The sequence below is a fragment of the Amycolatopsis albidoflavus genome (assembly GCF_039525725.1).
Classification (GTDB): Bacteria; Actinomycetota; Actinomycetes; order Mycobacteriales; family Pseudonocardiaceae; genus Amycolatopsis; species Amycolatopsis albidoflava.
On sequence record NZ_BAAAHV010000032.1, the window covers coordinates 15,967 to 40,224 of the forward strand.

General features: G+C 69.4%; 26 protein-coding genes. 14 read left to right on the forward strand and 12 right to left on the reverse strand.

Features of this window, described 5'->3' with window-relative positions; genetic code table 11:
- Positions 1-25: 25 nt before the first annotated feature.
- Positions 26-1,702, forward strand: coding sequence for a purine-cytosine permease family protein (locus tag ABD156_RS46245; protein WP_344288355.1), 1,677 nt, complete (start codon positions 26-28; stop codon positions 1,700-1,702).
- Here ABD156_RS46245 and ABD156_RS46250 read toward each other — a convergent pair.
- The 6 genes from ABD156_RS46250 to ABD156_RS46275 are packed head-to-tail and all read right to left on the reverse strand — an operon-like array spanning position 1,667 to position 6,108.
- Complete coding sequence (locus ABD156_RS46250) at positions 1,667-2,395, reverse strand: urease accessory protein UreD (protein WP_344288357.1); 729 nt, start codon at positions 2,393-2,395, stop codon at positions 1,667-1,669. The genes ABD156_RS46245 and ABD156_RS46250 overlap by 36 nt on opposite strands.
- Positions 2,392-3,093, reverse strand: a complete 702-nt coding sequence (ureG, locus tag ABD156_RS46255; RefSeq protein ID WP_344288358.1) for an urease accessory protein UreG — start codon at positions 3,091-3,093, stop codon at positions 2,392-2,394. The genes ABD156_RS46250 and ureG overlap by 4 nt, the downstream gene beginning before the upstream one ends.
- Positions 3,083-3,769: an urease accessory protein UreF gene (locus ABD156_RS46260; RefSeq protein ID WP_344288359.1), complete on the reverse strand. Its 687-nt coding sequence runs from the start codon at positions 3,767-3,769 to the stop codon at positions 3,083-3,085. The genes ureG and ABD156_RS46260 overlap by 11 nt, the downstream gene beginning before the upstream one ends.
- Positions 3,769-5,490 carry an urease subunit alpha gene (locus tag ABD156_RS46265; protein ID WP_344288360.1) on the reverse strand — a complete coding sequence of 574 codons (1,722 nt, stop codon included), beginning with the start codon at positions 5,488-5,490 and terminating at the stop codon, positions 3,769-3,771. Before ABD156_RS46265 ends, ABD156_RS46260 begins: the two co-directional genes overlap by 1 nt.
- Positions 5,490-5,795, reverse strand: coding sequence for an urease subunit beta (locus ABD156_RS46270; protein WP_344288361.1), 306 nt, complete (start codon positions 5,793-5,795; stop codon positions 5,490-5,492). Before ABD156_RS46270 ends, ABD156_RS46265 begins: the two co-directional genes overlap by 1 nt.
- Before the next feature lie 10 nt (positions 5,796-5,805).
- Complete coding sequence (locus ABD156_RS46275) at positions 5,806-6,108, reverse strand: urease subunit gamma (protein WP_344288362.1); 303 nt, start codon at positions 6,106-6,108, stop codon at positions 5,806-5,808.
- A gap of 480 nt (positions 6,109-6,588) precedes the next feature.
- On the opposite strand from ABD156_RS46275, the gene ABD156_RS46280 reads away from it, so the two are divergent.
- The gene (locus tag ABD156_RS46280; RefSeq protein WP_344288363.1) at positions 6,589-7,728 is read left to right on the forward strand and encodes a citrate synthase 2; all 1,140 of its coding nucleotides are present in this window, start codon (positions 6,589-6,591) and stop codon (positions 7,726-7,728) included.
- 54 nt (positions 7,729-7,782) lie between these two features.
- On the opposite strand, the gene ABD156_RS46285 is transcribed toward ABD156_RS46280, so the two are convergent.
- Both ABD156_RS46285 and ABD156_RS46290 read right to left on the reverse strand, forming a co-directional pair.
- Entirely contained in the window at positions 7,783-8,364 is a 582-nt protein-coding gene (locus tag ABD156_RS46285; protein ID WP_116203364.1) for a TetR/AcrR family transcriptional regulator, read from the reverse strand.
- 14 nt (positions 8,365-8,378) lie between these two features.
- A complete protein-coding gene (locus ABD156_RS46290; protein WP_344288381.1) occupies positions 8,379-10,085 on the reverse strand; it encodes an SDR family oxidoreductase in 1,707 nt (568 codons plus the stop codon).
- Between the two features lie 152 nt (positions 10,086-10,237).
- Here ABD156_RS46290 and ABD156_RS46295 point away from each other — a divergent pair, with 152 nt between their 5' ends.
- From ABD156_RS46295 to ABD156_RS47960, 6 genes are read left to right on the forward strand one after another with little or no spacing between them, the layout of a single operon-like run.
- A complete protein-coding gene (locus ABD156_RS46295) occupies positions 10,238-11,077 on the forward strand; it encodes an ABC transporter ATP-binding protein (protein ID WP_344288364.1) in 840 nt (279 codons plus the stop codon).
- Positions 11,074-11,889, forward strand: coding sequence for an ABC transporter permease (locus ABD156_RS46300; RefSeq protein ID WP_344288365.1), 816 nt, complete (start codon positions 11,074-11,076; stop codon positions 11,887-11,889). Before ABD156_RS46295 ends, ABD156_RS46300 begins: the two co-directional genes overlap by 4 nt.
- Positions 11,890-11,933: 44 nt before the next feature.
- Positions 11,934-13,055, forward strand: coding sequence for a sensor histidine kinase (locus tag ABD156_RS46305; RefSeq protein ID WP_344288383.1), 1,122 nt, complete (start codon positions 11,934-11,936; stop codon positions 13,053-13,055).
- Positions 13,052-13,675 (forward strand): response regulator, encoded by a 624-nt coding sequence (locus ABD156_RS46310; protein ID WP_344288366.1) that lies wholly within the window; start codon positions 13,052-13,054, stop codon positions 13,673-13,675. Before ABD156_RS46305 ends, ABD156_RS46310 begins: the two co-directional genes overlap by 4 nt.
- A gap of 23 nt (positions 13,676-13,698) precedes the next feature.
- Positions 13,699-15,045: a serine hydrolase domain-containing protein gene (locus ABD156_RS46315; protein WP_344288367.1), complete on the forward strand. Its 1,347-nt coding sequence runs from the start codon at positions 13,699-13,701 to the stop codon at positions 15,043-15,045.
- A gap of 30 nt (positions 15,046-15,075) precedes the next feature.
- On the forward strand, positions 15,076-15,324 hold the full coding sequence (locus ABD156_RS47960; RefSeq protein ID WP_425546135.1) for a DUF7586 domain-containing protein: 249 nt from the start codon (positions 15,076-15,078) through the stop codon (positions 15,322-15,324).
- Position 15,325: 1 nt separating this feature from the next.
- Here the strand turns inward: ABD156_RS47960 and ABD156_RS46320 are convergent, their stop codons facing one another.
- The gene (locus ABD156_RS46320) at positions 15,326-16,540 is read right to left on the reverse strand and encodes a hypothetical protein (protein ID WP_344288368.1); all 1,215 of its coding nucleotides are present in this window, start codon (positions 16,538-16,540) and stop codon (positions 15,326-15,328) included.
- Between the two features lie 67 nt (positions 16,541-16,607).
- Between ABD156_RS46320 and serC the strand changes: the two genes are divergently transcribed.
- Together serC and sepH are read left to right on the forward strand one after the other, a co-directional pair.
- Positions 16,608-17,732: a phosphoserine transaminase gene (gene serC, locus ABD156_RS46325; protein ID WP_344288369.1), complete on the forward strand. Its 1,125-nt coding sequence runs from the start codon at positions 16,608-16,610 to the stop codon at positions 17,730-17,732.
- A gap of 249 nt (positions 17,733-17,981) precedes the next feature.
- Positions 17,982-18,818, forward strand: a complete 837-nt coding sequence (gene sepH / locus ABD156_RS46330) for a septation protein SepH (protein ID WP_344288370.1) — start codon at positions 17,982-17,984, stop codon at positions 18,816-18,818.
- A gap of 47 nt (positions 18,819-18,865) precedes the next feature.
- Here the strand turns inward: sepH and ABD156_RS46335 are convergent, their stop codons facing one another.
- From ABD156_RS46335 to ABD156_RS46345, 3 genes are read right to left on the reverse strand one after another with little or no spacing between them, the layout of a single operon-like run.
- Positions 18,866-19,219, reverse strand: coding sequence for an MmcQ/YjbR family DNA-binding protein (locus ABD156_RS46335; RefSeq protein WP_344288371.1), 354 nt, complete (start codon positions 19,217-19,219; stop codon positions 18,866-18,868).
- An 18-nt stretch (positions 19,220-19,237) separates the two neighbouring features.
- Entirely contained in the window at positions 19,238-19,828 is a 591-nt protein-coding gene (locus tag ABD156_RS46340) for a DUF2537 domain-containing protein (protein WP_344288372.1), read from the reverse strand.
- A gap of 32 nt (positions 19,829-19,860) precedes the next feature.
- Complete coding sequence (locus ABD156_RS46345) at positions 19,861-20,682, reverse strand: TrmH family RNA methyltransferase (RefSeq protein WP_344288373.1); 822 nt, start codon at positions 20,680-20,682, stop codon at positions 19,861-19,863.
- A gap of 217 nt (positions 20,683-20,899) precedes the next feature.
- Between ABD156_RS46345 and ABD156_RS46350 the strand changes: the two genes are divergently transcribed.
- The 4 genes from ABD156_RS46350 to ABD156_RS46365 form a co-directional block, all read left to right on the forward strand.
- Complete coding sequence (locus ABD156_RS46350) at positions 20,900-22,396, forward strand: glutamate-cysteine ligase family protein (RefSeq protein ID WP_344288375.1); 1,497 nt, start codon at positions 20,900-20,902, stop codon at positions 22,394-22,396.
- 51 nt (positions 22,397-22,447) lie between these two features.
- Positions 22,448-23,050 (forward strand): TetR/AcrR family transcriptional regulator, encoded by a 603-nt coding sequence (locus ABD156_RS46355; protein ID WP_344288377.1) that lies wholly within the window; start codon positions 22,448-22,450, stop codon positions 23,048-23,050.
- Positions 23,051-23,128: 78 nt separating this feature from the next.
- A complete protein-coding gene (locus ABD156_RS46360; RefSeq protein ID WP_344288379.1) occupies positions 23,129-23,803 on the forward strand; it encodes a biliverdin-producing heme oxygenase in 675 nt (224 codons plus the stop codon).
- A gap of 114 nt (positions 23,804-23,917) precedes the next feature.
- Positions 23,918-24,258: superoxide dismutase (locus tag ABD156_RS46365; RefSeq protein ID WP_425546133.1), on the forward strand; the 341-nt coding region annotated here is incomplete at its 3' end.

The following is a 24,258-nucleotide window of genomic DNA, read 5'->3' on the forward strand; positions in this document are numbered from 1 at the left end:
GTCCCCAGCTACGGAGGCAGGTCAGATGACCGAAACTCTGTCCGAACGCGACGACACGCGAAAGCCACAACGCACCTACGCCGCGCTCGCCGCCAATGAGAACCGCGAGGACTACTCGCTGCGCTTCGCCGCGCAATCGTTCCGGCGCTGGTCGCCGTTCGTCGTCGCGACGACCGCGCTGGGCGGGATCGCCTACCTCGCCGATTTCGCCATCGGCGCCAGCATCGTGCTGTCCTACGGCTTCACCTCAGGAGTCCTCGCCATCCTGGCCGCCGCAGTGGTGATCTTCGTGACCGGCGTACCGATCGCGCGCGCCTGCGCGACCTACGGCGTGGACATGGACCTGCTCACCCGCGGCGCCGGATTCGGCTACTTCGGGTCCACCCTCACCTCGCTCGTCTATGCCAGCTTCACCGTGATCTTCTTCTCCCTCGAAGGCTCGATCATGGGTCAGGCGTTCCAGCTGGCGCTCGGCATTCCGCTGCCGATCGGCTACTTGCTGGCGACGCTGATCGTGCTGCCGTTCGCGCTCTACGGGATGGGCGCGGTCGCGAAGATGCAGACCTGGACGCAGCCGATCTGGATCGCCGGACTGGTACTGCCGTTCGTCGTCGTACTCGTGCGGGAACCCGGCCGATTCGCCGATTTCGCGACGTTCGGCGGCATCGAGGGCGCGGGTTCCGGATTCTCCGCGGTCGGCTTCGGGTTCGGGATGGGCATCGCGCTGTCGCTGATCGGGCAGATCGGCGAGCAGGCCGACTATTTGCGCTTCATGCCGGCGAAGACGGCGGAGAACAAGCGCTCCTGGTGGGCCGCGGTGCTCGCCGCCGGGCCAGGCTGGGTGGTGCTCGGCGCGGCCAAGCAGATCGGCGGCGCCCTGCTGGCCTTCCTCGCGCTCGGGGCGGTCGGCAAGACCGCGGCGCTGGAGCCGATCGCGCCCTATCTCGAGGCGGTGCGGCCCGCGCTCGGACCGGCCGCGCTCACCTTCGCCGCGTTGTTCGTGGTGGTTTCGCAGATCAAGATCAACACGACGAACGCGTACTCCGGCTCGCTGTCGTTCGCGAACTTCTTCTCCCGCGTAGTGCACCGCCACCCGGGCCGCGCCTGGTATGTGCTGGTTAACTGCGGGATCGCGCTCGCGCTGATGGAGTTCGGCGCGTTCGGTTTCCTGAACAAGATCCTCGGCTTCTATTCGAACGTCGCGATCGCCTGGATCGGCGCGGTATGCGCGGACCTCGTGATCGCGAAACCGCTCGGCCTTTCCCCGCGCTACATCGAATTCAAGCGGGCTTACCTGCACAAGATCAACCCGGTCGGCTTCGGCGCCATGGTGATCGCTTCCGCGGTGTCGATCGCGGCGTACTTCGGCGCGTTCGGCGAATACCTAGCGGCCTTCAGCCCGCTGCTGGCGCTGGTGATCGCCGTTGCTCTGGTGCCGCTGCTCGCGGCGGCCACCCGCGGCCGGTACTACCTGGTGCGGCCCAACCTCGTTTCCGGCCCCGAGGCCGACCAGGACCCGACCGCGACGCACAACTGCTCGGTCTGCGGCGACGCCTACGAACTGCCCGACATCGCCGACTGCGCCAACCAGGGCGGCGCGATCTGCTCGCTGTGCTGCACACTCGACAGCAGCTGCCACGACATGTGCCGCACAGCCGGTCCGGTCTCACTGCCCGAGCCGACTTTCCGCACCGCCGGCTAAACCGAGCCTCGACGCGGTCACCACGTCCGGACCGACCGCGGTCGTCAGCGTGCCGCCCGCGGCGAGCGGGGTCCGCGACCACCACGGTCCGGACTCCGCTCGCCGCGGCGGGCCGCCGAACTCGATCTCCGTGACCAGCACCCGGTGGCCGGCCAGCACCGCGAGGCTCGCGTCCAAGGCCGGGTCGCCGACGGTCTGCGTCTGCCGGAGTGCCGGGACGTCGCCGCAGGTCACGTGCACTGTCGACGACAACCGGCCCGGACGCTCGCCCTCCCGGCCGAGGACGAGCACCTCCCGGGTGTGGAACCACGCATCAGCAGCCAGGTCGGCACGCAGCACGGCGACGTGGTCGGCCCGGGCGGTGACGACGGTCGGCTCCGGCAGATACTCGAACGAACCGCCGTCCTCGACGACGATCTCCACAGTGGACAAACTCGGCACCGCGCGCAGACCGGGCAGCGCGAGGGTCGCCGCGACGCCGGACAGCTTCAGTTCCGCACCAGGCCCGACTCGGATCTCGAGCCGTAGCTCATCGCCGCCGAGCGGCGCGGTGGCCGAGTTGACCAGGTGCACCATCGCGCCGGAGCTGCGCTGGCGGCGCGGGACGAGCGTCAGGGGTGCCATCGACTTCAGTTCCCGCAGCACCGTCCGCCCGTCGTCGAGGACGGCGACCAAGCGCGCGTGCGCCTTCACCCCTGCCGGACCGGCACCAGCGAGCGCACCCAGTCCGCCACGGCGGGAGCGTCCGGAGTGTCCACTAGGGACTGGGCGAACACCGGCAGCTCGCCGCGCATGTGGTGGGCGTCCGAGGTCATCACGGTCAGGTCGGCGCCGACCAGCGGGGCGAGGTCGGTTTTGTTGATCACCAGCAAGTCGGCCGTCGTGACGCCGGGGCCGCCCTTCCGCGGCACCTTGTCCCCGCCCGCGACGTCGACCACGAAGATCTGGCTGTCGGCGAGTCCGCGGCTGAAGACCGCGGTCAGGTTGTCGCCGCCGCTTTCCACGATGACCAATTCCAGGCCGGGGAACTTCTCCTCCAGCTTTTCCACTGCGTCGAGGTTCGCGGTGATGTCGTCGCGGATGGCGGTGTGCGGGCAGGCTCCGGTCTGCACCGCCTCGATCCGCTCCGGGTCGAGAACGCCTGCTCGGCGCAGGAAGTCCGCGTCCTCGGTGGTGTAGATGTCGTTGGTGACCACGGCCAGGTTGTATTCGCCGCCCAGCGCTCGGCACAACGCGGCGGTGAGCGCGGTCTTGCCGCTGCCGACCGGGCCGCCGATGCCGATCCGGTACGCCCGCCCGGCGGTCGGGGCCGCGTCGTAGTGGTCCGGTTCGGCGGCAGTCGGGTCGAAGTTGACGGCGTGGAAGTGCCCGTGACCGTGTTCAGCTGGCAAAGAGACGCACCTCTTCCTGGTGATGCCGAGTGTGTTCCTCGGCGAACAAATCCAGCGCCGGCGACGCTGGTGCTGGCAAATCGGCCGGATCGGCACCGGCGGTCTCGGCGGCCTGTCCGCTGACTTCGCGCAACGGCCCGGCAAGCCGCGCGACCACCGCGTTCACGGCGAACGGATCCAGCCCGAGCAGCCGTACGGCCGCGCTCGCCGGGCCGCTCACGGCGAGATAGGCGACCGCCATGGCCGCGTCGAACGGACTGCCGCCACCGATCCCGACGAGCGCGCCGCTGATGATCGGATGATGCGGGCGCGGGGTTTCGGCCAGCAGCTGCGACAGCACTGACGACGGCCACGCGGCACGTCCGGCTCGCGCAGTGCCCCGGCCTTGCGCCCGCGACGCTTCCCGTTGCGCGAGCGAAGGCGTGCGGGCGTCGAGTTCCTGATCGAGCCGTCGCCAATGGACACTCTCGACGGTTCGGGCAGCGGCATGCGCCGAGGCAGCGGCGAACGCGGCGGCGAGGAGCCCCGCGGTACGCAACCGTCCAAAGAGGAATCCCGGCAAGTCGCGTTCGGACCGGACCAGGCCGCGTGCCGCCACCTCTTCGAGGCCGCCGGAATGCACGTGTCCGCCACCGGGGAACCGGGAGTCCGAGAGAATGAGGGCGACCGGGTCCATCAGAACAGGAAATACCGCTGCGCCATGGGCAATTCAGCCACCGGATGCGGTTCGATCAGCTCGCCGTCCACGCGCACCGCGAAGCTGTCCGGGTCCACTCGTACCGCCGGGGTCGCGTCGTTCAGCACCATGTCCGCTTTCGTCCGGCGGCGGGTATTCGCGACCGGAACCAACGGCCGGGTGAGGCGGAATCGTTCTGACAAGCCGGAATCCAACGCTTCCGGAGCCACGAAATGCAAGCTGGACGCGGCTGCCGCGGCAGGTGCGGCACCGAACATCGGCCGTGCGAGCACCGGCTGCGGCGTGGGGATCGAAGCGTTCGCGTCCCCCATCGCCGCCCACGCCGGGAAGCCGCCTTTCAGCACGACATGCGGGCGCACGCCGAAGAATTTCGGTTCCCACAGCACAAGATCGGCGAGTTTTCCGACCTCGACTGAACCGATCTCCGCGTCCATCCCGTGCGCGATCGCCGGGTTGATGGTGTACTTCGCGACGTAGCGGCGGGCACGCAGATTGTCGGCCGCACCGTCGCCGGGAAGCGCACCACGGCGGCCTTTCATCACGTGCGCGGTCTGCCAGGTCCGGATGATCACCTCGCCGATCCGGCCCATTGCCTGCGAATCGGAACTCATCATCGAGATCGCGCCAAGGTCGTGCAGGACGTCCTCGGCGGCGATCGTGCTCGGCCGGATCCGGCTTTCCGCGAACGCGAGATCCTCGGGCACCGACGGGTTCAGATGGTGGCACACCATCAGCATGTCGAGGTGCTCGTCGAGAGTGTTGACGGTGTGCGGCCGGGTCGGATTCGTCGACGACGGAAGGAAGTTCGCCATCCCGGACACCTCGATGATGTCCGGCGCGTGCCCGCCGCCGGCCCCCTCGGTGTGATAGGCGTTGATCGACCGGCCGCCGATCGCCTCCACAGTGGACTCCAGGAACCCGGCCTCGTTCAAAGTGTCGGTGTGGATCGCGACCTGCACACCGGATTCGTCCGCGACCGTGAGACAAGCGTCGATCGCGGCCGGCGTCGAGCCCCAGTCCTCGTGCAGCTTGAACCCGCCCGCCCCGGCGGCCAACTGCTCCCGCAGCGCCTCGTGCCGGACCGTGTTTCCCTTGCCCAGCAGCAACACATTCACCGGCAGTCCGTCCATTGCGGACAGCATCCGGCCGAGGTTCCAGGCGCCGGGAGTCACCGTGGTCGCCTTGGTGCCCTCGTTCGGCCCGGTGCCGCCACCGACCAAAGTGGTCAGTCCGGCCGCGAGCGCGGTGTCCACCAGCTGCGGGCAGACGAAATGCACGTGACAGTCGATGCCGCCCGCGGTGAGGATCTTCCCGTTGCCCGCCAGCACTTCCGTCGACGGCCCGATCACCAGCGCCGGATCAATGCCGTCCATGGTGTCCGGATTACCCGCCTTGCCGATGCCGACGATCCGGCCGTCGCGGACGCCGACGTCCGCCTTGACGACACCCCAGTGGTCGAGAATCACCGCACCGGTGATCACCAGGTCCGGCGCTCCTTCCGCGCGGGTGGCCATGCCCTGGCCCATCGACTCGCGGATCACCTTGCCGCCGCCGAAAAGCACCTCGTCGCCGCTGCCGCCGGGACCCATCGACCGGTCCTCGGTCACCTCGATCAGCAGGTCGGTGTCCGCGAGCCGGATCCGGTCCCCGGCCGTCGGGCCGAACAATTCGGCATAACGGGCGCGGTCGATCTCCGGCATCAGAACTCCCCGGCGTATTCGGCGCGCAGCCCCGGCACCCGCCGGTTTCCGCTGAGCGGCACGAGGTCGACCTCCCGGTCGATGCCCGGCTCGAACCGCACCGAGGTCCCGGCGGGCACGTCGAGCCGATGCCCGCGAGCCGCTGCGCGATCGAACTCCAGGCCGGGATTGACCGCGGCGAAGTGATAATGCGACCCGACTTGCACCGGCCGGTCGCCGAGGTTGCGCACGCGCAGCCGGACCCGGGCACGGCCCGGATTCAGCGGCACCGGCTCGTCGCCGGGAATGATCTCGCCTGGCCGCAAGAATTCCTCCTCAACCGATCGGTTCGTGCACCGTGACGAGCTTCGTGCCGTCCGGGAAAGTCGCTTCCACCTGCACGGAATCCACCATTTCCGGCACCCCGTCAAGTACTTGCGCCCGCGTCAGCACGGTGCGCCCGCCAGCGGCCAATTCACTGACCGTGCGCCCGTCGCGGGCGCCCTCGATGACGTAGTCGGTGATGAGCGCGACGGCTTCGGGGTAATTGAGCCGGACACCGCGTTCGAGCCGTTTGCGAGCAACGTCCGCCGCGACATGGACCAGCAGTTTGTCGCGTTCCTGCGGGCTCAGGTGCATGGCCAAGGTCTACCACCGGAGGGCGCGCTCCGCCTGCTTCGGAAACGCAGTGTTTACGTGGCGCGGACCGCGCCCGTTCACCGAACTCGAAAAGAATTCGGACAAGCCGGGAACGCGCCGGCGAGGATTCCGCAATTTCCGCCCGGCCGCGGCTTGCCACTCCCGGCGGACGCCCGGTGTCCGCCCCGCTCACCGAGCGTGACCTCCGTCCGCCTCGGCAAGCCGGGATTCACCTCCCGTCCACCGGGGTACCAGTCTGCGGTCACCTCACTGGACGGGAGAAAGTGGCGTCCCCGGCTCACCTGGACTGAATCGTTCTCGTAATCGTGACCGAAACCACGACTTCTTCCGTTGCCTCAGCCGGGTAAAGGGAGCATGGTTTGTCCCACCGTGCGATGAGGCGCGCCAGGAGCCAGCGTGTATCCCGTCCGCGCGTGCACAACACAGCCGGGGAATGCGCATCGAAAGGGTTCGCGAAGAGTGACTACCTCCACGATCAGCACAACCAACGAAGCAGACGACGGGTTCCGGCCTGGCCTCGAAGGCGTCGTCGCGTTTCGGACCGAAATCGCCGAACCCGACCGGGACGGCGGTGCACTGCGCTACCGCGGCGTCGACATCGAGGACCTCGCCGGAAAGGTGACCTTCGGCGACGTATGGGGCCTCCTGGTCGACGGCCGGTTCGGGCACGGGCTTCCGCCCGCCGAGCCGTTCCCGCTTCCGGTGCACACCGGCGACGTGCGGGTCGACGTCCAGGCCGCGCTCGCCATGCTCGCCCCGATCTGGGGCTACCGCCCGCTGCTCGACATCACCGACGCCGACGCGCGCGACCAGCTCGCCCGCGCCTCGGTGATGGCGCTGTCCTACGTCGCGCAGTCCGCGCGCGGCATCGGCCAGCCCGCGGTGCCGCAGTCGCGGGTCGACGAGGCGAAGTCGATCACCGAGCGGTTCATGATCCGCTGGCGCGGCGAACCGGACCCGGCGCACGTCAAGGCGGTCGACGCGTACTGGGTTTCCGCCGCCGAGCACGGCCTCAACGCCTCCACCTTCACCGCGCGCGTCATCGCCTCCACCGGGGCGGACGTCGCGGCGGCGCTGTCCGGCGCGATCGGCGCGATGTCCGGCCCGCTGCACGGCGGCGCCCCGGCGCGCGTGCTGCCGATGATCGAGGAGGTCGAGCGCTCGGGTGACGCCCGCGCGCTGGTCAAGGGCATCCTCGACCGCAAGGAGCGGCTGATGGGCTTCGGCCACCGCGTGTACCGCGCGGAGGACCCGCGGGCCCGCGTGCTGCGCCGCACCTGCAAGGAACTGGGCGCCGAACGCTACGAGGTGGCCGCCGCGCTGGAGCAGGCCGCGCTGGCCGAGCTGCGCGAACGCCGTCCGGACCACCCGATCGAAACGAACGTCGAGTTCTGGGCCGCGGTGATCCTGGACTTCGCGAAGGTGCCGCCGCACATGATGCCGGCGATGTTCTCCTCCGCGCGCACCGCGGGCTGGGCGGCGCACGTCCTGGAGCAGAAGCAGACCGGCCGCCTGGTCCGTCCGTCGGCGAAGTACGTCGGCCCGGGCCCGCGCACGCCTTCCGAGGTCGAGGGCTGGAACCTCATCTCGCAGGCCTGAGCCGTTTGTCCGTGAAGGACTCCTTGAGGGAATCTGATTCCCTCAAGGAGTCCTTCACGGCGTTTTGGCCAGGTGCGCGTCGGTGGCGGCGAGCATCGCGGTGAGCTGATCGACGAGCCAGCCGTCCAGCGTTTCGCGCGGCACGGTGCCTTCCTGCAGCCACGACAGCAAAGCGCCCTCGACCACGGCGGTCCAGCAGCGCAGTGTCAGCAGCACCAACGGCGACGGTTCGGGGATCGGCAGCGCTTCCAGAATCAGCTCGACGGCCCGGTTGCGGACCTCGTCAATCGCCGCGTCCGTTTCCGACGTCGCGATCACCGAACCGCTGCGCAACAACGCAACGTAGCCCTCGCGGTAATGCGCCGCGACATCGACGAGACCGCGCACGGCCGCGCGCAGCCGTTCCTCCGGCGGGCCTTCCTCAAGCGTCGCGAGCCGGTCGACGAGGCCGTCGGTGACTGTCCGCAATGCCTGCATTTGCAATTCCCGCAGGCTCGGGAAATACCGGTAGAACAACGGCCGCGACACCTCGGCGCGCGCCACGATGTCGTCCACCGTGACCAATTCCGGTGCGCGGGTGCCGAACAGGTCCAGCGCCGCCGCGATGAGGTCGTCCCGCCGGGCCTGCGCGGTCATCCGACGCGGACGGCTCACGGCGTGACGTCCAGTTTCGCCGCCGCACGCAGCAAACCCGGAGTCAGTCGCGAAAGGACCAGCGCGACCTTCGCTTCCGGAGTGGACGGTTGGATCGCGACGTTCTTCTCCACCGCCCGCAGAATATCGCGCGCCACTCGTTCCGGACCGAAATTGCGCCGGGCGTAGAGCTTCGACGATTCCTTCTGCCGCCGCTTCTCCTCGACCTCGTCCACGCCGACGAACTTGGTGGTGCTGGTGATGTTGGTATTCACCAGTCCCGGACACACCGCTGTGACACCGATTCCCTCGGCCGCCAGCTCCGCACGCAGGCCATTGCTCAGCGCCAGAACAGCCGCCTTCGTGGTGCCGTAGGCGGTGAGAATCTTTGACGGCAGATAAGCCGCCGCCGAAGCGAGGTTCACGATCTGCCCGCCCTCGGCGCGTTCCTTCATCATCGGCGCGAACGCGCGGCACCCGTGAATCACACCCCACAGGTTGACGTCAACGACCTTCTCCCAGTCCTCGATCGTCGTGTCGAGGAACGGGCCGGACATGCCGATCCCGGCGTTGTTCACCACGATGTCCGGCACGCCGAATTCATCGCGCACCTGCTCGGCGAACCGGGCGACCGCCTCGCCGTCCGAAGAGTCCACTGTGTACTCACCGGCGTCGACTCCGCGCTCCCGCACCAGTTTCGCGGTTTCCGCGGCCGAATCGCCGTTGATGTCGCTGACCACGACGTCCGCGCCCTCGGCCGCGAACGCCAGCGCGGTCTCCCGGCCGATCCCGCTGCCCGCGCCGGTCACGACGACGAGACGATGCGCGAAGCGACCGCTCGAGCCGCCGACCCGAGCGCGACGCAGTGCGCGGGTTTCCTCGCCGGTTTCCACCGACGCGATCAGTTCAGCAGCCGCAGAAGCAACCACCGCGGGCTTAGTCCGGGTGATCCAGTGCGACCCGATCACACGCCGGACATGCAGATCCGGCACCCAGCGTTCGACCTCGGTCTGCAGCGGCGCGGTGACATACGAGTCGCCGGTCGGCGCGAGCACCTGCACCGGGATTTCCGCCGGACGCGGCTGCGGCCGAGACAGCCGCGGCCCCATGTTCGCCCGGTACAGCTTCAGGCCGTGCACGCCGTCGGCCGTCTTCGGCGACGCCTCGGCGGGCTCCAGCTTCCGGATCATCGTGCGCATGATTCCGGTGCGCCACAACAGTTCCGGGATCAGCGGAACCTGGAACGCGACGATGTAATACGAGTGCAGGAACTGCCGCAACGCGTGCCCGAGGCGACGCGGCGTCGGCCGGGTCAGCTGGTCGCGGAACCACGCGCCCGCGTGATCGAGACTGGGCCCGGAAAGCGAGGTGTACGAAGCGATCCGGCCGCGCAGCCGGTCGCCGGTGACCGCGTGCCAGGCCTGGATCGAACCCCAGTCGTGCGCGACGAGGTGGACCTTGCCTGCCGGCTGCACCTCGCCGACCACCGCGGCGAGGTCGTCGGCGAGCTGATCGAGCCGGTACGCCCGGCGCGCTCGCGGTTTGTCGGATTCGCCCGCGCCGCGCACGTCGTAGACGACCACGCGATGCTCGCGGCGCAGCTCCTCGGCGACGCCGTCCCACATCGAACTGTTGTCCGGGTACCCGTGCACGAGCACGACTGTGGGCCCGTCCGGGTTGCCGCTCACCCGGACCGAAAGGCGGACTCCGTCGCTGGCAGTCACCTGCTTGTGAGACATCTTGTCATGTTAGACAACTTGTCAACAGCGGGTCGCGTGGTTCCACGGGAAACCAGCGTGTCCACCGTTCGGTGGACAGCCGGATTCCACTGCCCGGACGTCCCGCTCACCGGCCTTCGCGGCGCACTCTTGACGACATGAGCACAGCAGTGCGAGTGCGCGGACTGCGCAAGGAGTACCCGGGCCACCTCGCCGTGGCCGGGATCGATCTCGACATCCACGACGGCGAGGTGTTCGCCCTGCTCGGGCCCAACGGCGCGGGCAAAACGACCACCGTCGAGATCCTGGAGGGGCACCGGCGGCGAACGGCGGGGGAAGCCGCTGTCCTCGGCGAGGACCCGGGTACCGCGGGACGCGCGTGGCGCGCCCGCCTCGGCATCGTGTTGCAAACGGCCACCGACGCGGCGGAACTGACCGTCGCGGAGACCGTGCGGCACTTCGCGAAGTACTACCCGAACCCGCGCGATCCGGAAGAGGTGATCGACCAGGTCGGCCTCACCGCGAAGGCGGGCGCGCGGGTGAAGTCGCTGTCCGGCGGGCAACGCCGCCGCGTGGACGTCGCGCTCGGCATCGTCGGCCGTCCGGAACTGCTGTTCCTCGACGAGCCCACCACCGGATTCGACCCCGAGGCGCGGCGGCAGTTCTGGGCGCTCATCGACGGGCTCGCCCACGAGGGCACCACGATCCTGCTGACCACGCATTACTTGGACGAGGTCGAAGCGCTGGCCGACCGGCTCGCGGTGCTTGCCCGAGGTTCGGTCGTCGCGGAGGGGACGCCGGCGACGCTCGGCGGCCGCGAACGCGCCGAGGCCGTCGTGCGGTGGCAGGACGATCGCGGCAGTCACGAGGAACGCACGCAGTTCCCGACAAAACTCGTCTCGCAACTCGCCGGCGCGCAAGGGGAACTCGCCGGCCTCACCGTGACGCGCCCCAGCCTGGAAGACGTCTATCTCGACCTGATCGGGGAAAAACCGTGACCACGACCATGGCCGTACCGGGCACGTTCAGCCTCGGCCTCGCCCGCGGCGCGCTCGAATTGCGGCAGTTCTTCCGCAACCGCGAGCAGGTGGTGTTCACCTTCTCGCTGCCCGCGGTGCTGATGATCCTGCTCGGCTCCATCCTCGACGGCCCGACCGCGCAGACCGGGGTGTCGTCCGGGCAGCTGCTCGCCGCCGGGATGATCGGCGCGGGCATCGTGTCGACGTCGTTCAACAGCGTCGGCATCGGCATCGCGGCGGACCGGGAAATCGGTGCGCTGAAACGATTGCGCGGCACGCCGATGCCGGCAGCGGCGTACTTCGTCGGCAAGATGGTGATGGTCGCGGTGACCAGCGTGGCGCAGACCGTCCTGATGGGCGCGGTCGCGATGCTGATGTTCCGGCTCGAACTGCCGTCCGACCCGGCGAAGTGGCTGACCCTGGTCTGGGTGCTGCTGCTCGGGATCGTCTCCTCGACGCTGCTGGGCATCGCGATCAGCTCGGTCGCCCGGTCCGCGACCGGAACCGTGGCGCTGGTGCAGCTGGTGTACTTGGTGCTGCAGTTCATCTCCGGGGTGTTCGTCACGCCGATCACGCACCTGCCGAGGATCATGGTCGACGTCGCGTCGTTCTTCCCGCTGAAATGGATCTGCCAGGGCTTCCGCTCGGTGTTCCTGCCGCCGGAGGCCGCGACCCAGGAGATGGCGGGGACATGGGAGCTTCCGAAGGTGGCGCTGGTGCTGGCGGTGTGGTGCGTGGTGGGCCTGGTGCTCGCGAGGGTGACGTTCCGGTGGACGAACGAAGCGAAGTGACCCAGGCCGACGCGTGGGAGCGCTCGTACTGGTCCTGGGAGGTGATGTTCGCGGTCGCCTACACGGCGACCGCGGTCCTGGTGCTCATCAACGACGGTTCGGCAGCCGCGAAGATCGTGGCCGAAGCGGCGCTGGGCGCGATCGCCGTCGGGTATCTGGCCGTGGGACGGCGCGTCGTGCACGGCGAGGACAACGAGACCACCCGGGTCGTCGCGGCGGTGGCGCTGATCGCGTTGAGCGCCACCGCCATTCTCGCGACCACCGCGGCGAGCTTCGTGCTGTTCCTCGCCTGCCCGCTGGTGTTCATGCTGCTGGAGCTGCGCCCCGGGATCGTGGCGACGACGTTGCTGATCCTGCTCGAACCCGTCTCCGCGGTGGTGAACGGCGGCTGGGACAACCAGTTGCTGTCGGTCCTGCTGCCGATGACCGCGATCCTCATCGTCTTCAGCGTGCTGGCCGGGAAGTTCACCAGCGACGTCCTGCAGCAGAGCCGCGCCCGCGCCGAGCTGATCCGCGAACTTGAATCGAGCCAGGCCGAAGTCGCGCGGCTGTCGCGGGAAGCGGGCACGGCCGCCGAACGCGAACGGCTGGCGCGGGAAATCCACGACACGCTCGCCCAGGGGTTCACCAGCATCATCACGCTGACCCAGGCGATCGAGTCCGAACTGGACACTGATCTGTCCACAGTGCGCAGACATCTCGCGCTCGCGGGCCGTACCGCGCGCGAGAATCTCGCCGAGGCGCGCGCGATGGTCGCCGCGCTCGCACCGTCCGATTTGGCCACTGGATCGCTGCCGGAAGCCGTGCAGCGTCAGGCAGATCGGCTCGCCGAGGAACTAGGCATTCCGGTTGAGTGCGAAGTGGACGAAGCGCTGCCACCACTGTCCACTGCGGTCGAAGTGGTGCTGCTGCGGGCGGCGCAGGAAGCGCTGTCGAACGTGCGCAAGCATTCGGGTGCGACGCTCGTCCGCGTACAGCTGTCCGCTGTGGACGGAGCGATACGGTTGCGGGTAGCCGACAACGGGTGCGGCTTCACCCCGGACGCCGACGGAACCGGATTCGGGCTGCGCGGCATGCGTTCGCGGGCCGAGCAGGTGGGCGGCGCCCTGGAAGTGCGGACCGGCGCGAACGGCGGCACCGAACTGGAACTGGAGGTGCCCGCGTGATCACGATCATGCTCGTCGACGACCATCCCGTGGTGCGCGAAGGACTGCGCGGCATGCTCGAAGCCGAGGACGACCTCACGGTGGTCGGCGAAGCCGGTTCCGGCGACGAAGCGGTGGCGCTGGACCGCGTGAAACAGCCCGACGTCATCCTGATGGACCTGCGCATGCCGGGCCTCGACGGCGTCGGCGCGATCCACGCGATCCTCAAGGAGACGCCCGCGCGCCGGATCGTCGTGCTCACCACGTACGAAACCGATGCGGACATCCTGCGCGCGGTCGAGGCGGGCGCGTCGGGATATCTGCTGAAAGACGCGTCGCGCACCGAATTGGCCGGTGCGATCCGGGCCGCGCATCGCGGCGAGACCGTGCTGGCGCCGTCGGTCGCGGGCAAGCTCGTGCACCGGATGCGGAACCCGACGCCGGCCTCGCCGCTGTCCGCGCGCGAGGTGGAAGTGCTGCGGCTGGTCGCGAAGGGCCGCACCAACGCCGAAATCGGCCGCGAGCTGCACATCGGCGAGGCGACGGTGAAAACGCACCTGCTGCGGGTGTTCTCGAAGCTCGGCGTTTCCGACCGCACGGCGGCGGTGACGACGGCCCTGGACCGGCAACTGCTCGGCTGAGCCGCCCGGGCAGAATGACGCCCATGCTCGACTCCACCGAACTCGCCCTGTACCGACGGCTCGCGCGGGAGCAGTCCGTCAGCCGCGCCCCGTCCCTGCTCGCCGCTGTCGTGCGGGGCGGCGAGGTCGTCTGGTCCGGAGCCCGCGGCCGCGTCGGCGACCAGCGCCCGGACGACGACACGCAGTACCGGCTGGGGTCGATCACCAAAACGATGATCGCGACCGCGGTCATGCGGCTGCGCGACGAGGGCAAACTCGACCTCACCGACCCGCTGGAACGGCACCTGCCGGGCACCGCGTTCGGCTCGGTCACCGTCGCGCAGCTGCTGTCGCACACGTCCGGCCTCACGTCGGAATCGCCCGGCCAGTGGTGGGAACGCGCGCCCGGCGCGGACTGGGCGGCGCTCGTCGCGAGCCTGGAGAAGGGCGCGACGAAGCTGCGTCCCGGCTCCAAGTTCCACTACTCGAACGTCGGCTACGGCGTCCTCGGCGAACTGGTCGCCCGGCACCGCGAGCGTCCTTGGTACGACGTCGTGCGCGACGAAATCCTGACCCCGCTGGGCATGAACCGCACGACCCCGCACCCGGAAGGCGCGCACGCCGAGGGATTCGCCGTGCACCCGTTCGCCGACGTGCTGCTGCCGGAGAAGTGGCCGGACGCCGGCGCGATGGCCCCGGCCGGCCAGCTCTGGTCCACGATCACCGACCTCGGCCGCTGGACGTCGTTCCTCGGCGGCCACACCGGCGGCGTGCTGTCCGCCGACACGGTCGACGAAATGCGGACGATGAACACCGTCGACGACACCGAGGTGTGGTCGACCGGGTTCGGCCTCGGCCTGATGGTCGTGCGCTACCAGGGCAGGCACCTGGCCGGGCACACCGGCTCGATGCCCGGCTTCCTCGCCGCGACCCTGGTCGACCCGCGCAGCGGCACCGGCGCGCTGTGCCTGGCGAACTCCACCGGCGGCGTCGGCATCACGCAGCTCTGCCTGGACCTGCTCACCACCACCGACGACCTCGAACCCACGCTGCCCGACGAGTGGCTTCCGTCCACTGTGGACCCGGAACTGCTCGCACTGACCGGCCTGTGGCACTGGGGCCCGTCGCCGTACTTCCTGCGCGTGCAGGGCGACGGCCTGATCTCGCTGAACCCGGCCGTCGGAGCCGGACGGGCTTCGCGCTTCCGCCCCGAAGGCCCGGACACCTGGATCGGCCTCGACGGCTACTACGCAGGCGAAACCCTCACCGTCGGCCGCACCGCGGACGGGACGGCGAACCACCTGAACCTCGCGACATTCATCTTCAGCCGCACACCGTACGACCCAGCCGCGCCCATCCCCGGCGGACTGGACGAGAACGGGTGGCGCTGAGTCAGCCCGCTTCGACCTCGACGTCGGGTTCTGCGGCGTCAAGGTCGGGCTCTCGTTCCACCAGCCGTCGGAGCCGGGCGAGCGTCGCGCTTCCGCCCCGAAGGCCCGGACACCTGGATCGGCCTCGACGGCTACTACGCAGGCGAAACACTCACCGTCGGCCGCACCGCGGACGGGACGGCGAACCACCTCAACCTCGCGACGTTCATCTTCAGCCGCACACCGTACGACCCAGCCGCGCCCATCCCCGGCGGGCTGGACGAGAACGGGTGGCGCTGAGTCAGCCCGCTTCGACCTCGACGTCGGGTTCTGCTTCGGCGTCGAGGTCGGGTTCTTCGGCGTCGAGGTCGGGTTCTTCGGCGTCGAGGTCGGGTTCTTCGGCGTCGAGGTCAGCAGGCCGTCCCGTCGGGGACAGCCACGCCTCCGCGTAGAAGTCCTGGCCGGGCAGGCCGACGAGGACCCCGCCCAGCCGCGGCGGGCCGAACACCCACAGCCGCCGGTGCTCGATCAGCTCGGCGGCGATTTCCGGCGGGCAGTGCTCGATGCTGAACCGCCCTGACCAGCCGGGTTCGAGCACGAGCCAGCCGCTCACCAGATCATCGGGCCATACGTGCCGGTCGGGCAGCGCCGCCCAGACTGGGCCGAGCGAGTCGTACCCGGATCGCCAAGCCGCCCGGATGTGCCCGGCCCACGCCACCGCGAACCCGCCCCAGAACAGCGCGGGAATCAGCACCGGCCACCCGGAGCCGCCGAGGAACCAGAACGCCGCGACCGCGCCGCCTACCGCGACCGCCACCGCGAGCACCGCGGCGGGCGCGGCGACGGCGGCCCGCCAGCGCAGCCTTCGCATCGAGAGCTTCCGCGTGGGCAGTCCTGTCGGATCAGTCGTGTAGCTCCCCGACGTCAGCACCCCGCCGATCTCCACCGCGACCCGGCCTCGCGCATCCGGCTCGTCCAGTCGCAGCCGTCCGGTTCGCCGGAGTTCGAGTGCCTGCTCCGGCGGGCAGTCGAGCAGCGTGAGGAAGCCGCGCGGGCGAACCGTGACTCGCAGCAGATGCGGGATTTCCTGGCCGTGGTCCCACTGAGTGGTATCCCCGTCGAGCGTCGCGCGGACCTCGCGCATTGGTCCCTTCGGCCGCACGCGGGCCAGGCGACGCCACGGCCGCCACCACCACAGCGAGCCCACGAGGAAAGCGGCGACGACCATGACCACGAAAAGCGCCGAGCCGACCTCGTCCGGGTCCGGTGGTTCCTTGATCACGCCCGCCGCAACCAGCCCAGCGCATCCGGCCGAAAGCCCGAACACCGCGGGCGGGGCCAGCCGTCGCGGGAACGACCACCGCGGCCATCGCGGCACGAAAACCAGCAGCAGCGTCACCGCGAGCCCGACCGGAAGGCCGATCAGCGCAGTCGAATCCCACGGGTGCACCAACGCCGCCAAGGCGAAGAGCGCAACCCACCCCCAGCGCGGCCGGTAACCGTGCGTTTCCGTCACGATTCCACATGTCGGACACCCGCCAACCGCCGTTACCTGCGTTGTCCCGACCTGAGAGACTACGCACATGACCGACGCTGAGTTGACGATCCCAGCAGACCTCAAGCCGGCCGACGGCCGCTTCGGCTGCGGACCCTCGAAGGTCCGCGAAGAGCAGCTCGCCGCCCTCGCCCGGTCCGGTTCCACCTACCTCGGCACCTCGCACCGGCAGAAGCCGGTCAAGTCGCTCGTCGGCCGCGTGCGCGCCGGGCTGTCCGAGCTGTTCTCGCTCCCGGACGGCTACGAGGTCATCCTCGGCAACGGCGGGACGACCGCGTTCTGGGACGCCGCCGCGTTCGGCCTCGTGCGCGAGCGCGCCCAGCACTTCACCTACGGCGAGTTCTCGTCGAAGTTCGCGACCGTCACGAACAAGGCCCCGTTCCTCGGCGAGTCGGTCGTGGTCAAGGCCGACCCGGGCAGCGCGCCGGAGATCGCCTACCAGCAGGGCGCTGACCTCGTCGGCTGGGCGCACAACGAGACCTCCACCGGTGTCGCGGTGCCGGTGCAGCGTCCCGAGGGCAGCGACGGCGCGCTGGTCGCGATCGACGCGACGTCCGGTGCTGGCGGCCTTCCGGTCAAGGCCGAGGACTTCGACGTCTACTACTTCGCGCCGCAGAAGTCGTTCGCGTCCGACGGCGGGCTGTGGATCGCGCTCGCCTCGCCCGCCGCGATCGAGCGGATCGGCGAGATCGGCGGCGGCGACCGCTGGATCCCCGAATTCCTGTCGCTCACCACGGCGCTCGACAACTCGCGCAAGGACCAGACCTACAACACCCCCGCCGTCTCCACGCTTTTCCTGCTCGCCGAGCAGATCGAGTGGATGAACGGCCAGGGCGGCCTCGACTGGACCACCTCGCGCACCAAGGAATCCTCGACCCGGCTGTACGAATGGGCCGAAAAAACCTCGTACACCACGCCGTTCGTGACGAACCCGGAGCTGCGCTCGCAGGTCGTCGGCACGGTCGACTTCGCCGACGAAGTAGACGCGGCCGCGGTCGCGAAGGCGTTGCGCGCCAACGGGATCGTCGACACCGAGCCGTACCGGAAGCTGGGCCGCAACCAGCTGCGCGTCGGCCTGTTCCCGGCGATCGACCCGGACGATGTCACGAAGCTCACCCAGAGCATCGAATACGTCGTGGAACGGCTCGGCTGAACGAAAAACGCCCAAACCGCCCCGCCTGCCGCCCGGCTCGCGGGGCGGTTCGCGTTGACGACCACTCGTTCGTGACACACCGTGGTCGGCGTGTCACGGCGGTAACCGATCAGCGGGACCACGAAAATGGCCGGGAAAGTGTCGTCGGATTGAGTTCGGATGGGTGAGGCGTCGGCGCGCCTCGCACGTCAAGCCGACGCGCCGTTCTAACGTGGGCACCCACAAAGGTGAACACCGGGGAGGCGAGAAATGCGGGCGTTGCGGGTGGTCGGGCTGCACGAGGACGGGAAGTCCCTCGTGCTGGAGGACCCGGCGAGCCGTACCCGCTTCCTGCTCCCGGCCGACGAGAGACTGCGTGCGGCGGCGAGGGGGGACATAGCCCGGCTGGGCCAGATCGAGATCGAGTTGGAGAGCCAGATGCGGCCACGCGAGATCCAGGCGCGAATCCGCGCGGGCGAGTCCGTCGAGCAGGTCGCGAGCAGCGCGGGCGTCTCGACGCAGCGGGTGGAGCGCTTCGCTTACCCGGTGCTGCTCGAACGGTCCCGCACGGCGGAGCTCGCGCAGTCGGCGCACCCGGTCCGCGAGGACGGGCCCGACGTCCAGACGCTCGGCGAGGTCATCGCCTACGCCTTCGGCGTCCGCGGCCACGACTACAACCAGGCCTCGTGGGACGCCTGGCGCGGCGACGACGGCAAGTGGGTCGTCGTGCTGCGCTGGAAAGCGGGCCGCTCCGACAACCGCGCGCACTGGTCGTTCTCGCCCGGCGCACACGGCGGAACGGTGCACGCGCTCGACGAGAACGCCGAAGTCCTGCTGAACCCGAACTCGTACGTCGCCCCGCGCACCGTGCGCGCGCTGGCCCCGGCCCGTGATTCGGTGGTGCAGCCGACGCTCGACGCCGTCGAGGAGCCGCGCGCCATCGAGGGTCCGGACGAGGGCGACGACGAGACCCGCGAAATCCCGCGCGTCCCGGGCGAGTCTGACGGCGACGAAGCCGAGCAGCCGCGCACGAAGGCGAAGAAGAACCATCCGATCGTGCCGTCCTGGGAGGACGTGCTGCTCGGAGTCCGCACCCAGCGCGGCTGACCTGACTGACTGGCTTGAAGCCGGAACCGCCCAGCGCGTTCCGGCTTTCATGCGTCCAGCAACGCGGCCAGCTTCTTCGGCGCCACGTGCCGATAAGCCTCACGCACGATCTGGTCCACCTCGACCCAGTCGACGTCCACGTCAAGCCGCACGCCGAGCCACCCACGCGGTCCGACGTAGGGCGGCCGGAAAAACCGCTCGGGCTCGGTCCGCACCAATTCCTCCTGTACGCCGGGCGGCGCGGGGCACCAGAACGCGAGCCGGTCGTCGTGGTGCTGGTCGGCGAACATCACGAACGTCTTGCGCCCGCCGACGAACCACGTCGGTTCGCCGTGGCTGAGCCGTTCGGTGGCTTCGGGCAGGGCGAGGCAGAGGGCGCGCAGCTGGTCGAGCGGAGCCATCGGCTCAGTATCCGCGAGTCAGAACACCGTGGCCAGCACGCCGATCCACGCGACCGCCAGCCCGCCGCCCGCGCCGTACACCGCCCAGCGCAGGATCGGCACCTTCCGCCCCAGCCACAGCGACGGCGCGACCCCGCCGGTGACCACCAGCGACGCGATCAACGCAAGCCAGGTACTCGTCTCCCGCGCGAGCGTGCCAGCCAGCGCGAGCATCGCCACGATCACCACGGCAGCCGCGAAAGCCGACACCGTAAGCCCGGTAAACCAAGGCGTCGGCTCGTTCGGAGTCGCGGCCCGCGCGGGCTGATCCGGCCGCGGCGGCGGTTCGACCACCGTCTCCACACCAGTCACCGGATCGACGAAACGCACCTCGGTGCCCATCACCGCGGCCAGGCGCGCGGCAAGCTGACGGCCGCGCTGCGACACGACCGAACCGGCGACATCGGCGTCTGACTCGGAACGCGTCACCGCCGACGCGACGCGCGCCCACTCGTGCAGGTCCTGCGCCAGGTCGGCGCCGATCGCGAGCCGGCGCGGGTCGACCTCGCGCGCGTGCTCGCCGCCCGGCCCGGCCAGCACCGCCTGCTCGCCGCGGATCCGCAGCTCCATGGTGCCCCTCCCCGCAAGAAACGTGCCGGGGGTCACTCTAGTGGGGAGACCCCCGCCGAGACTTCGTGGAACGCGATCGCCGCGGCCGTGGCGACATTCAGCGAGTCGACGCCGGACACCATCTCCACGCGGACCGCGACGTCCGCGGCCTCGATCGCCTCGTCGGTCAGCCCCGGTCCTTCGGCGCCGAGCAGCAGCGCGATCGGGCCCGGCACCTTCTCGCGCAATCCGCGCAGCGGCACGGAATCCGCGCGCGGCGTGAGCGCGGCCACCGTGAAACCCCGTGCCCGCAGCACATCCAGCCCGCCGGGCCAGCTGTCGAAAGTCGCGAACGGGACGCGCAGCACGTGTCCCATCGAAACGCGCACACTGCGCCGGTAAAGCGGATCCGAACAACCTGGACCGAGCAATATCCCGCCGACGCCGAGCGCGGCCGCGTTGCGGAACAGCGCGCCGAGGTTCTCGTGGTCGCCGACGCCTTCGAGAACCGCCAAAACCTGTGCGCTGTCCACGATTTGGGAAACCGTCGGCGGTTCCGGGCGGTCCGCGACCGCGAGCACGCCGCGGTTGAGGTGGAAACCGACCACGTCGGCCATCGTCTCCGCCGACGTCACATACGCCGGCACGTCGACGGCCGCGAGTTCGTTTTCCAGTTCCCGCAGCCGTCTCTCCACGCCGAGCAGCGCTCGCACCGGATAGCGCGAAGCAAGCAGCCGTCCGACCACGACGGTTCCTTCGGCGATCACCAGCCCGCGCCCGCCGGGGCGGTCCGGGCGACGGTCCGCTGTGGACAGGTCGCGGAAGTCGTCGAGCCCCGGATGCGCCCGGTCCTCGGTGAAGATCAGTTGAGCCACATCGGACAGTCTCGCACCCGCCCGAACCCGCGCCGATTGGTCCGAACGCGTGGCGCCATTTACTGCAAACGGCGTATTTTCGCGCAGGGTCAACTTCCGGTGACGGAGAGCACCAGTTTGGCCGCTAGCCCATCGCCACCCGCTGTGCGACGGTGGTCTGCCTGGCGTACTAGCCGCCCAGACCACTGCGGACAGCAGCCAAGGAGCGCGTCGAACAATGGGTACGGATCTCTCGGCACACCCCGGCCGGCTCGATCGCGGACGGTACCGCCGGAAGGTCCAGCGCTGCCTGGACACCCTGGCGCGGATGCTCACCGACGGCAGCTTTTCCTTTCCCCGCAAGAACATCGGCCTCGAAGTCGAGCTGAACCTGGTGGATGGGCAGCTGCGTCCGTCGATGACCAACTCGGTCGTGCTGGAGGCGCTCGACGACGACGCGTTCACCACCGAACTCGGCCAGCACAACCTCGAACTCAACGTGCCGCCGCGCCCGCTCGCCGGGGATTCCGCGCTGCGACTGGAAGAAGACCTGCACGCCTACCTCGCGAAAGCCGGGGAAAGCGCGGCCCACACCGGCTCGACGGTGGCCATGATCGGCGTTCTTCCGACGCTGCGCCCGGAACACTTCGACCAAAAGTGGCTTTCCCACAAAACGCGCTATTCGTCGCTGAACGACGAGATCTTCGCCGCGCGCGGCGAGCGGATCGCTCTCGCGATGGACGGGCCCGCGCTGCCCGGGGCCCAGCCGGAACGGCTGCGGCACTACGCGGAGTCCATTCTCCCGGAGGCCGCCTGTACTTCGGTCCAATTACATCTGCAAGTGGCCCCCGAGGAATTCGCGGCGCACTGGAATGCCGCGCAATGCCTGGCCGGCGTGCAGATCGCGGTCGCCGCGAACTCTCCTTTCCTACTGGGCAAGGCGCTGTGGCACGAAACCCGGATCCCGTTGTTCCAGCAGGCCACCGACACCCGGCCGGAGGAGCTGAAAAACCAGGGCGTCCGGCCGCGGGTGTGGTTCGGCGAACGGTGGATCACGTCGATCTTCGACCTGTTCGAGGAAAACGTCCGCTATTTTCCAGGTCTACTGCCGGAGACTGATCTCGAGGACCCGATCGAAGCGCTGGAATCCGGGCAGGCGCCAAAACTTTCCGAACTGCGGCTGCACAACGGAACGATTTGGCGATGGAACCGCCCGGTGTACGACGTCGTCGACGGCCTGCCCCATCTGCGCATCGAAAACCGCGTGCTGCCCGCCGGCCCGACGGTCGCCGACATCGTGGCCAACGCGGCGTTTTTCTACGGCGCGCAACGCGCCTTGGCCGAGCAGGAGCGTCCGGTCTGGTCGCAGATGTCGTTCCAGGCAGCGGAAGAAAATCTGTACGAGGGCGCGCGGAAGGGTTTCGACGCACAGCTGTACTGGCCCGGCATCGGCTGGATCCCGCCGGACGAACTGGCGCTGCGCGTGCTGCTGCCGTTGGCGCACGAAGGCCTGCGCCGTTCGGACGTGTCCGACGAGGCCCGGGTGCGCTACCTCGGCATCATCGAACGCCGCTGCCTCGCCCGCCGCAGCGGCGCGACCTGGCAGCGGGACTACGTGCTGCGCGCGCACGAACGCGGAGCGGACCGCGAAACCGCGCTCAACTGGATGCTGCGGCGGTACCTCGAGCTCTCCGCGGAGGGCGAGCCGGTGCACACCTGGACGCTCGACGACTGATTCGTTTTGCGCGGTCCCCTAAAGTGTTTCGCACGGGAAGGGGTGGCGCGAGTGCCGAAGGTGCTGGGCGGTTCGCTCGAAGCGCACCGCCGCGAAGTGCGGTCACGGGTGTTCGACGTCGTCCGCGCGCAGCTGTACGAGCGCGGGTTCGACGCGATCACGCTCGCCGGCGTCGCCGCGGAGGCCGGGCTCGGCCGCACCGCGATGTACAACCACTTCCCGGACAAGGAAAGCCTGCTCGTCGCCTTCGTGGAAGACGAGGCCGCGCGGTATGTCGAGCGGCTGCGCGCGGCGGTGGACGCCGAAGCCGACCCTGTCGCCCAGCTGGCCACGTTCGTCCGGCTGCAGCTGCGCGTGCTGGCCGAACACCACCTCCCGCCGGGCACCGCGCTGGAGTCCGCGCTCGCGCCCGCGGCGTATCAGCGGATCAGCGCGCACGCCGACCCGATCATCGAACAGCTGCGCTCGGTGCTGCTCGCCGGAGTCGACGCGGGCAGCTGGCCCGCGCAGGACCTCGACGTGGTGGTCCCGATGATCACCGCGGCCCTCGGCAGCCGCCAGGTCATCGATGTGCCCGCTGACCAGCTGGAAGACGCCATCGAAGCCGCCGTGCGGTTCGTCCGCCGGGCGGTAGGTTCGAGTGAAAACGGCTGATTTTAGGGTAGCCTAAGTGCGGGTCGTGGCCTACAGTTCTTTCTGACAGCTTGTCATAAAGAACGTCGGAGGCCTTTGATGACGGTGACCGCGGACCTCGAAGCCAGCCCGTTCTCCGGACAGCTGCGCGCGTCCACGAGGACAGTGCACGACAAGGCCAATCACTCCACGTACATGAACGCGCTGCTCGGCGGCGAGCTGACGCTGGCGGGCTACGCGGCGCTCGCCACCCAGTACTACTTCATCTACCAGGCCATCGAGCGCGCCGGCGACGCGATGGCCGACGACCCGGTCGGCGGCGAGTTCGTGTTCGAGGAGCTGCGCCGGCTGCCCGCGCTGGAACGCGACCTCGCCCGCCTGGTCGGCCCCGGCTGGCGCACCGAGATCGCCCCGCTCGCCGCCACCGAGGCCTACGCCGCGCGGATCGCCGAGGCGTCACGCTGGTCCGGCGGGTTCGTGGCACATCACTACACGCGCTACCTCGGCGACATCGCCGGCGGCCAGATCATCCGGCGGCTGCTGGAGAAGAAGTTCGACCTCGCCGAGGCGGGCACACTCTTCTACCGCTTCGACGAGATTGGCAGCGCCCCCGCGTTCCGCGACCGCTATCGCGCGAAGCTCGACGAGGCGCCGTGGAGCGAGGACGACCGCGCCCGGGTGATCGACGAATCCGTGGTCGCGTTCGAGCACAACGTGGCGGTGTTCGACGAACTGGCCCGCGACCTCGCGCAGTACCGCGATCCCTCGGCATGACCCGGGTCACAGCCGGTTGACCTCCACCTAGCTTGAAGTACGAGGCTCGGTTTCAGAAGGCTCCCGCGAGGGAAGCCGCCAAGCAAAACCGCGCGTCGACCAGAAGGAGGGCCCATGGCCCGGTACGAGCTGCCCGAACTCGATTACGACTACGGCGCTCTCGCGCCCTACATTTCGGGCGAGATCAACGAGCTGCACCACAGCAAGCACCACGCGACCTACGTCAAGGGCGCGAACGACACGCTGGACAAGCTCGCCGCCGCGCGCGAGGCGGGCGATTTCGGCTCGATCGTGGGCCTGGAGACGACGCTGGCGTTCAACCTGGCCGGGCACGCCAACCACGTGGTGTGGTGGAAGATCCTGTCGCCGGAGGGCGGGGACAAGCCGACCGGTGAGCTGGCGGCGGCGATCGACGAGGCGTTCGGGTCGTTCGACAAGTTCAAGGCCCAGTTCAC